Source organism: Methanobrevibacter sp. (assembly GCF_017447225.1).
GTDB lineage: Archaea > Methanobacteriota > Methanobacteria > Methanobacteriales > Methanobacteriaceae > Methanocatella.
In genome coordinates this window covers 1-9,380 of the sequence record NZ_JAFSNZ010000002.1, presented here as the reverse complement: position 1 = coordinate 9,380, position 9,380 = coordinate 1, and the positions used below count along the sequence as shown (strand labels likewise).

The 9,380-nt window shown below is 36.5% G+C and carries 7 protein-coding genes; all 7 read right to left on the bottom strand.

Translation table 11 applies throughout. From position 1 onward, the window contains the following. Window positions 1-399: 399 nt before the first annotated feature. A complete protein-coding gene (locus IJQ68_RS00070) occupies window positions 400-723 on the bottom strand; it encodes a hypothetical protein (RefSeq protein WP_292795329.1) in 324 nt (107 codons plus the stop codon). Window positions 724-804: 81 nt separating this feature from the next. Beyond that, window positions 805-3,045 carry a PEP/pyruvate-binding domain-containing protein gene (locus IJQ68_RS00065; RefSeq protein WP_292795327.1) on the bottom strand — a complete coding sequence of 747 codons (2,241 nt, stop codon included), beginning with the start codon at window positions 3,043-3,045 and terminating at the stop codon, window positions 805-807. Between the two features lie 80 nt (window positions 3,046-3,125). After that, entirely contained in the window at window positions 3,126-4,613 is a 1,488-nt protein-coding gene (locus IJQ68_RS00060; protein WP_292795324.1) for a glutamate synthase-related protein, read from the bottom strand. Next, window positions 4,614-5,687, bottom strand: coding sequence for a Coenzyme F420 hydrogenase/dehydrogenase, beta subunit C-terminal domain (locus tag IJQ68_RS00055; protein WP_292795322.1), 1,074 nt, complete (start codon window positions 5,685-5,687; stop codon window positions 4,614-4,616). A gap of 11 nt (window positions 5,688-5,698) precedes the next feature. Beyond that, window positions 5,699-6,352 carry a tributyrin esterase gene (locus IJQ68_RS00050; protein WP_292795320.1) on the bottom strand — a complete coding sequence of 218 codons (654 nt, stop codon included), beginning with the start codon at window positions 6,350-6,352 and terminating at the stop codon, window positions 5,699-5,701. A 15-nt stretch (window positions 6,353-6,367) separates the two neighbouring features. After that, window positions 6,368-7,285, bottom strand: coding sequence for a glutamine amidotransferase (locus tag IJQ68_RS00045; protein ID WP_292795319.1), 918 nt, complete (start codon window positions 7,283-7,285; stop codon window positions 6,368-6,370). 241 nt (window positions 7,286-7,526) lie between these two features. After that, the gene (glnA, locus tag IJQ68_RS00040; protein WP_292795317.1) at window positions 7,527-8,864 is read right to left on the bottom strand and encodes a type I glutamate--ammonia ligase; all 1,338 of its coding nucleotides are present in this window, start codon (window positions 8,862-8,864) and stop codon (window positions 7,527-7,529) included. Window positions 8,865-9,380: the final 516 nt, after the last annotated feature.

Sequence of the window (9,380 nt, the reverse complement as noted above, 5' to 3'; positions counted from 1 at the left end):
TGTGAATATTACAAAATAACCAATTAATCATAATTAATCATGATTGTATAAAAATATTTTAAATTTCGAAATATACTGGAAAAATAACTAACTATAATAAATAATATGGTAAATAACAAAAGAAAAATTAAGAAAATATTGTTTTAATATATTGAAACAAATTCTTTTTAAAATAAGTGTCAATTACGAATAGATATTTTTCGAAATTTCACTTAAAAAAAGAGGTATGTGAAAAACAACCCTATAAACTCAAAATAGGGTCGTTAATCACATTAGGAATTTTGTCATACTTTTGCTTTTATTTGAAAAATCTTTTTTATGCAAAAAATTATAACAAATAAAAAAGGCATATGTCCCACCCACCTGCCCAAAACTAATAGTTTTAAACATATTGCCTAATCATTTGAAAATACATATTGTTTCATCCTTATTCATATCATGATATAATTCTGCCTTATCCTCATCGAAGTCTATGACATGCACCATATCATAAATTTCATCGTTTAAGTTAGGATTTATATCTTTCAGGATATTTGGATGGTCAAACATCATATCCTTGTTGAATTCTATTTTTTTCTCGTTTTCAAATAATGCACCATAGTATATTTCTGCTTCCACAAGATCCTGGAACATATGGCTTCCGAAGGATAATTCAGGCATGTATCCGACTTCACTGTATGCCTCTTCAAGAATTGCTGAGAAATGACTGATATCTGCAAACACTACAGGAATACCTAACTCAGGAGATGACGTACCTATTCTTCCAGGAACTATCAGAATAGCTGTATTGTCATTCTCCTTACACTAAGCGTTCAAATCACTGATTACCCTAGATAATGAACTTTTCTGGGCATAAGGATATTCATAATACTTATGCGGATCGACATAACATATTGTATCGATTACACTTTTTCGTGACATTCCCATTGAAGACTCCTTAATATGGAAGAAAACGTTTTTGTCTTCAGGCATTTCAATGGATTCGTTATTTATTGAAACCTGAAGAGGTCTGCATTGAAGCAGGTTTATGTTGAAGGTGTTATCCTCTCCAAAGTTAACCGTATATTCAATATCTACTGGATAATCGTATGCCTCTTCCAGCGTATCCAATATTTCCTTCATATCGCCGATGAATTCCTGATTTTTAACAATTCCTTCACAGTTGACAAATACTATTTCACGGCGTTGGCCACGATCGCGAAACATTCTTTCGGCTTCACGGTCATGTTCGACCAGAACTTTCTTTGCATGTCTTGGAATTATCTCCAAACCGTCGCCAACAGGAACATCATGCAAACAGACCTCTTTCAAGTCAATTACATCCAAGTAATGTTGGGAATATCTGTGTTTTTCCTTAATGTCTTTTGTTAAAGTTACTTCAGGCTTATCGAGATTGATGATTCTTGGATAATCCTTTTTCGTCCTGTCAACAGCCTTGGTACCGAGACCCATTACGAGCCTTAACATACCTTTGCTGTTATCCATATCCGGAAGCGGTGAATACGGACTGTATGAAAATCCGACTCCGGCAGCTGTCGGGAAGAAATAGTCCCCATAATAGGAACCTGAAACCCTCTGGACTAAAAGAGCCATCTGTTCATCAGTATCATCCAAATCGTTCAGTTTCCTGTATTCCAATGCGGAAATGTTCATAGTACTTGAATATACGATTTTTACAGCATCCTCAAATGCCGCCAAACGTTCTTCAAGAGAGCCTCTGTTAGCACAGAATACTGATTCATATTTTCCTGCAAATGCATTGCCGTATCCGTCTTCAAGGAAACTGCTTGAGCGGACAATAATCGGATTCTGTCCGAAATAATCCAATATGCGTATAAATTCCTTTTTAATCTCATCTGAAAAGACACCGTTTTTAAGGCCTTCTTCAAGTTCCTTACCATATTTGTAGTAACCTTCTTTGGTTCTCTGCTTTACGCGAAGATCCCACAAGTCATTTGATACAATATAAGTGTAAAACAAATCCGAACCTATGTAGAATGAATCGTCGGGCTCGAAATTATTGTTGTATATGTCAGGACAGTTATTTTCGATTATTTTTCTTGCGAGAAGCATTCCGCAGGATTTACCTCCAACCAATCCGCTGCCCACACGGCGGTCATAGATTGTGGTATAATCCTCAAAAGTGAAATATTCCTTAATTTTAGAAAGCATCCTTTCATCTTTTGTCATCATCAACTCACAGATTCTGTCACATTCATCATCAATGTTTTCTCCTTCTTCATACTTCATCCTGACCTGAAGCATGTATCTTTCCCAGCTGTCCAGTGTCTGTCCGTTCTGATAGCGGTCCAAGTCATTGACAATCTTATAGTATTTACTGAGCTCCTGGCCGTCCTGCAGAACTTTAACTGAACCTGTTCTGACATTATACTTATGTCCTAAAAACATTGTCTGTGAATATCTGTTCCACACCTTCAGTGGAGAGACATAGACTTCGTCCGTAGTGTTTGAATACACATTCAAGAACAGTTGTGTTGTTTCACGGATTTTAGCTATAGCATCATATGAATGTCTTCCCCGAATAATCGGGAAGAATGCTACAGTATCCAGCTGGAACAGAAATGGGCATGTAACTCTAAAGAAATTGCCCATCATCAGATCAGTTGACCAGACCGCCTGAAGGTCGCTTAAGCAGTCAAAGACATAAAATGCATCATAACCTTCCTTTTCAATGATTCTGTGAACTTCCAAAGTGAATGTTTCAAACTGATTATATGGATTTACCCTATATATCTTAATCCCGTCACGTTCTATCATGCAGAATTCCGTGTCGGGATTGTTCTCTTCTTCATCAAGCAAAAGGAAATCCTCTTCAGACATCTCTATTAATGGAGGATGATTGGCGAACCTGATATATATCAGATTTCTGTTATCTTCTTTTGCCTGTTTCACATAAGGGTCGACAAAGTATGAGAATTCATTCAGGTTTGTGACATTCCACACAACATTATCACCTAAACGAATATTGTCTAAAGCTTTATCAAGTCCCGGAATTCCTGATTTAACTCTATCAAATGCAGTCATAATAATATCTCCTATTTTGCTTAAATTACCCCATTACTTTTTTAACACATCAAATATCATTAATCATCAACCCACATTCGCTAATAGCGTTTGCTTACCATCGGCACTCCCGTTAATTGTGAAGCTTCCATAGTTAATGCAACTAAATCCTGACGCTCGAGGTTTCCTATATCGGTATTTCCAGCCTGCTGAGTCAGGGAGGTTACTTCCTGAGTCATAGCTTCTATATAATTTGCGACTTGCTGACCTTTCCTTATAGGGTCAAGTCTTCTTCTAAGAACTCTTTCCTGTGTTGCAATTCCTTTAGGACATGTTCCTTCAGAACAGGTTTGGCAAACTTTACATCCTATGGAAATCAGTGCAGATGTAGCGACATACACTGCATCAGCACCTAAAGCTATTGCTTTAGCCACATCAGCCCCAGATCTTATTCCTCCGGCAGCAATAAGGCTCACTTCACTTCTCAAATTAATCTCTTTAAGAGCATCATCAGCTTTAACGATTGCTTCTATAGTAGGGATACCGGCATGTTCAGTAACGACTTCAGGTCCTGCACCTGTTCCTCCCTGCATACCGTCGACTACAATAATGTCTGCACCGGCTTTTGCTGCGATTTTTACATCCTGTTCAACCCTACCTGATGCGAATTTTACTATAATAGGTATTTTCCAGTCAGTGATTTCCCTTAACTGATCGATTTTCATGCCTAAATCTTCAGGTCCGACAATATCCATGTGTCTTGCAGGACTTAATGCAGAGGTTCCTTCTGGAATGTTTCTGACCCTGGCCACTTCTGCTGTTACCTTATGGGAAAGCAGATGTCCTCCCATACCGGATTTTGCACCCTGACCTATTTTTATCTCTACAGCTTCAGCATTGTTTAAATAGCTTGCTGAGACTCCAAAACGACCTGATGCATACTGAGCAATCAGTTTGTCAGCATAATGCCTTTCTTCGGGAAGCATTCCTCCTTCACCAGTGTTTGCTATTGAACCTACTTTGCTGCTTCCAATAGCTAATGCAATTTTTGCTTCTTTACTTAGCGCACCGAATGACATTGCCCCAATCATGATTGGAGTGTCTATTTCAATCGGGTTTTCTGCAAACCTGTCTCCAAGCACTACTGAAGTCTTGCATGTTTCCCTGTATGAATCTATTGGAGGTCTGGACACCTGTGCAGGCAATATACTTAAATCATCGAATGTAGGAACTTTCCTGGTCAGTCCGCATCCACGGACTTTATATACACCTGTCTGGCTTTTCCTTTTGATTTCAACCATTGTTGAGTTTGACCAGATTCCTCTTCCTTCATCAGCAAGAGGCCTGACGTATATTGCGTGTGTAGGACACATTTCCTCACAGATTTTACATCCCACACAGTTTTCCTGATGGATCGGATAAGGCTCATCATTAATTACTTCATATACGTCATGAGGGCAGTTTGAATAGCAGCTGTAACAGTTTTTACATGATGATTTTTTCGGATTGTCACATAAATACCAGCAGCAGCCAGGCCTGTCGTTGTTCTGTTTACAAATTTCTGTTTTCCTTTCAACAGTGAATGGCATTTAGTTCACCCCCTCTTTGATATCTCTTAATGGTTTGAATACCGGACAGACCGAATATTTTGTTCCTCCGGATTTAACAACCTCATCAATGTCATTTGTTATTTTAGCGTAAGGTTTCCAGGCGAAGTACTCATCCTTATCGACGATAAGAGCATCCGTTACAATATCATAAGTCAGCAGATAGTCCAGCAATGTCGTTACAATGGATCCGTCCTGACCCTGAGTATGTTTTAGGGATTTGACTGATATGATTTTCATATAGTCGCCTATCGCTTTAGAACTGTCATTTCTTAAATTTTCAGGAATGAAAGTTCTTGGACAGACTGCAAAGCATGCATGACAGTCCTGAGGACAGTCCCCGTTTATTCTAGGTTTTGTATCGTCTATTGTTATAAGTTTATCAGGACATATGTATTCGCATGCTCCGCAAAGCACACAAGCACCGATATCGATGACATTATATTTCAAATCCATGAAGTTGGATTCTGAAATTTCCTTATTGATTGAACTGTCTGATTTATCCCTTTGGTATAGTACCGGCCTTGCGAAAAATTCCATTTTTTCAATGTTTTCCAGATTGTTGTTTATTTTAGTTTCCGCAAGCCTGTTTAACAGTTTGAATTGTGATTCCGTAAGGTCTTTAGTTTCAATGAATTTCTGTTCTATTGCCCCATTGACTATCTCTTCACCTTTTTTTGTTCTGATTATAAGTGTTGACCATCCGTCATCGGATCCTATGGAACCTACAGAAATATCGGAAGTTTCTGAAGTTAGCTCAACACACAGATTACAGTTTTTCCTGATAACTCTTTTAGCTACAGATAAAGGTATTTTTACTGTCTCTTTAGTTTTAAGCAATAAAAATACGAACCCTTTAGTTATCTGGAATTTTTCAATATCATCCATTTTCAAATCATATTCCTCAAGGAGATTTCCAAAGTATTTATATGAAAAATTCTCCATACAGAACAGGCCCAGTTTAACATCAATAGGGCTGTCTGTAAAATTTTGTAGTTTGGATGCTGCCATAATTTCACATGGTGTTCCAACCATAGCAATTCTGCGTTCACTCATTTTTTCAGCTCCTATTGCATATTAACTATTTTTTTAAAATTTGTATAATCTATATCAGTTAGTTCAAAGCCATATTTCGTTAAGATTTCTTTTAAATCTTTCTGGTCTTCAAGAGTGGCTTTTTCCATAACAGCATTTTTTCCTAAACTTTTAACGTTTCCAAGAACATATATGGTTCCTCTCATGATTGATTCACCGACATCGTCAGTCACATCACCAAGTATTATGAGTTTGCCTCCCATCATAAGAAGTCCAGTCATGTATCCACTGTTTCCGCCGATTATGACTGTTCCTCCTTTCATGATTTCACCGGTTCTTGAACCGACACTTCCGTTAATTATGACGGTTCCGCCATAGATTCCCTGTCCTGCACCGTCACCTGCAGTACCTTCGATAATAAGCTCACCTTTTGTCATGTTATCTCCGGCAAACCATCCTGCATTTCCGTTGATATGTATTTTTGGACCGTTGACCATAGTTCCGACAAAATAACCTGCGGAACCGTTGATTTCAATTTCTATATCTTCAGACAGACCTGCGCAGATATTATGTCTGGATTCGGGGTTATTGATTATAAGTTTATCATGATAGACTGCCTGTTCTTTTATGGTGCGGTTTAACTCTTTTGCATCCATATCTTTTGCATTAATAACGTATTCTTTCATAGACAAGCCTCCTATCTAAATTGTGTAAGCCCTTGTTTCTCCAGGAGCTATTTGCTCAATTTGGTCTGAATCTATGACATCATGCAATGCCATTTCCTCTGAAGCTACGGCAAAAATTTCATCTGTCTCCACCATCACACCAGGCCTTAAACCAAGTTTATCCTTTGCAATACCAATACCGTTAGGAGTTCCGACCAATATTGAAAACGGACCGTCCAAATCAATAACTGCCTGATCTAAAGCTTCTTCCAGTTTATATCCCTGATTAAGTTTATCTGCCATATAATGGACAATGCATTCAGTATCGTTGAATGATTCGAAAGTGTGTCCTTTTCTTTCAAGAGGATCCCTTATTTTCCAGTAATTGGTGATTTGTCCATTATGCACCACAGTAATGTCAGGTATGATGTAGCTTTGATATGGGTGTGCATGATAGCGGTCAACACCACTTTCGGTTGCAAAACGGGTGTGTCCTATACCATGAGTTCCCATTCTGTTGGTAACATCAAAACGCTCTGCGATGTCTTTTACCTGACCAACATCTTTTATCATTTCAAATGAATGTGAACCGTTGATAACCCTTACGTTTTCCATCTCGTCAATTTCCCTGATGCATGGCTGTAAAAGAGAAAAATCATCCAATGCTATTTTACATTTGTATACATCTGAGCCACCTACAGACTCAACTAACTGTTCTTCAAAAATTGGACTGAATTGAGTTAATAATGATTTTAAATTATCTAATGTACCTCTTCTTCTTTGTACTTCAATGTTTAATTGATAATAATTTTCAGCAAAGTTCAAACTGCCGTAAATTGCATAACCTGCTGAATCCGGACCTCTGTGCTGTAATGATTCAAGCATTGAGGTTAATGCGTCCCCAACGGGGTGAGTTTTTTTATCTTTGTATATTACACCTGCTATTCCACACATTTTTTTACCTCCAAATAAAATATCGGCGAATACACATATTGAAACAAAATTAATTCATCATATGCCTTAAAATAATAATCATGAACTTTTGATCATATGCCTTTAACAATTCCTTAAATTACACTATATGCCTTAAAAATAATTCAAAATTCCAAAAAAAATTATTTTTCATCACTTTTTAACTTCTGATACCTCCAAAAAATTAGAAATGAATGGTGGGCTTATTCAGCCCCCATGTAATCTATACGTTTAGATACTCATCTCTTTCGTAATCGAATACCTGTATTCTGTAAGCATCCCATTCAGCTCTTTTGATAGTGTAGAACTGATTGAATACTTTTTCTCCAAGAGCGTTTTTAACTACTTCGTCTTCTTCTAATGCATGATATGCTTCCCATAAACTTGTAGGTAAGCTGCTGATTCCTTTTTCAACAATTTCATCTTCAGAATATGCGAATAAGTTTTCTTCGGTAGGTTCACCAGGGTCAATTTTGTTGTCCATACCGTCTAAACCTGCTTCAAGCAATACTGCGAATGCTAAGTATGGGTTACATGACGGATCAGCGGATCTGCATTCGATTCTTGTACCTAATCCACGGGATGCAGGAATTCTTAATAGTGTTGACCTGTTTTTAAATCCGTAAGCTATGTAACATGGTGCTTCGTAACCCGGAACCAGACGTTTATAGGAGTTGACTGTCGGGGATAAAATTGAGGATAATGCTGGTGCATGTTTTAATAATCCTCCAATGAAGTACAGAGCTTCCTGTGAAATTTGATTTTCGGTATCTGGGTCATAGAATATGTTTTCACCATCTTTGAACAGACTTTGATTACAGTGCATTCCGCTACCGTTAATTCCTAAAAACGGTTTTGGCATGAATGTAGCTTTGAAACCTAAATTATTGACTAATGCTTTGACTGCTTCTTTGAAGGTTATAACTGCATCAGCTGTTTTTAAAGCATCTGCATATTTGAAGTCGACTTCGTGCTGTCCAGCTGCCACTTCGTGGTGGCTTACTTCAACATCGAAATCTAATTTTTCTAAACCCAATACAATTTCTCTTCTGATATCGGTACCCTGATCCAATGGTTCCACATCAAAGTATTCAGCTTCATCAGCAGGTATGTAATTACCGTCTTCATCTTCTTTTATGATGAAGAATTCAGGTTCAGGACCCATATTGAACTGGTATCCTCTTTTTTCTGCTAATTTTAATGATTTTTTAAGTACTCCTCTTGGATCGCCGTCGTATGGTTTTCCGTGTGTAGTGAAGATATCACAAATGAATCTACTAGTACCTTTTGATTCAGGCCTCCATGGAATCATTGAAAAAGTATCGATGTCAGGTTTTGCAAGTAAATCACTGTCATTAATTGAAGCTAATCCTGCGACTGAAGATCCGTCAAATAATAATCCGTCATTCACTATATCCTCGATATCATCAGCTTTTTTAAGTGGTACTGCCATGCTTTTTGGTATTCCATGTATATCTGAGAACTGTAATTTCAAAAATTTTATATCATTTACTTCAATAGTCTTTATAATTTGGTCTAATTTATTATCTTTTGCTGACATTCTTTCACATCATCTTTTGAGTATATTATTCATCTTTTGAATAAAATGGAAAGTGGAAATGCCTTTCGACTAAATTAATATTCAGTCGGAAGGAAACTTCCTTCCTACTAATAAATATTCATCATCAAGATATATAAATGTTTTGAAAAACAGGAAAAATTAATAAAAAAATAATTCAAATTTCGTTAATTCTCAAATAACAACTAAATATATGCATAAATAACAATCTATAATTAATATATATTTTAATTTAAGAATAAATACTACACTATTAGATTAATGATAGAATAACTAATATGATAAGTGATATCACTAAAATATCAAACAAGAATTTATATTTTATTAACTAGAAATATACTTTTTAAGGGAATTACTGAGTGTTGGCAGAAATTATTAGTTATTAATTACTGTTCATTTTTTTACTAATTTTTCATACTATTATTGAATTTTGTTCACTTATTATTTTCAAAATTTTTCGCCAGATTTTTGATTATTTTTTTAATTTCTCAATGTTAT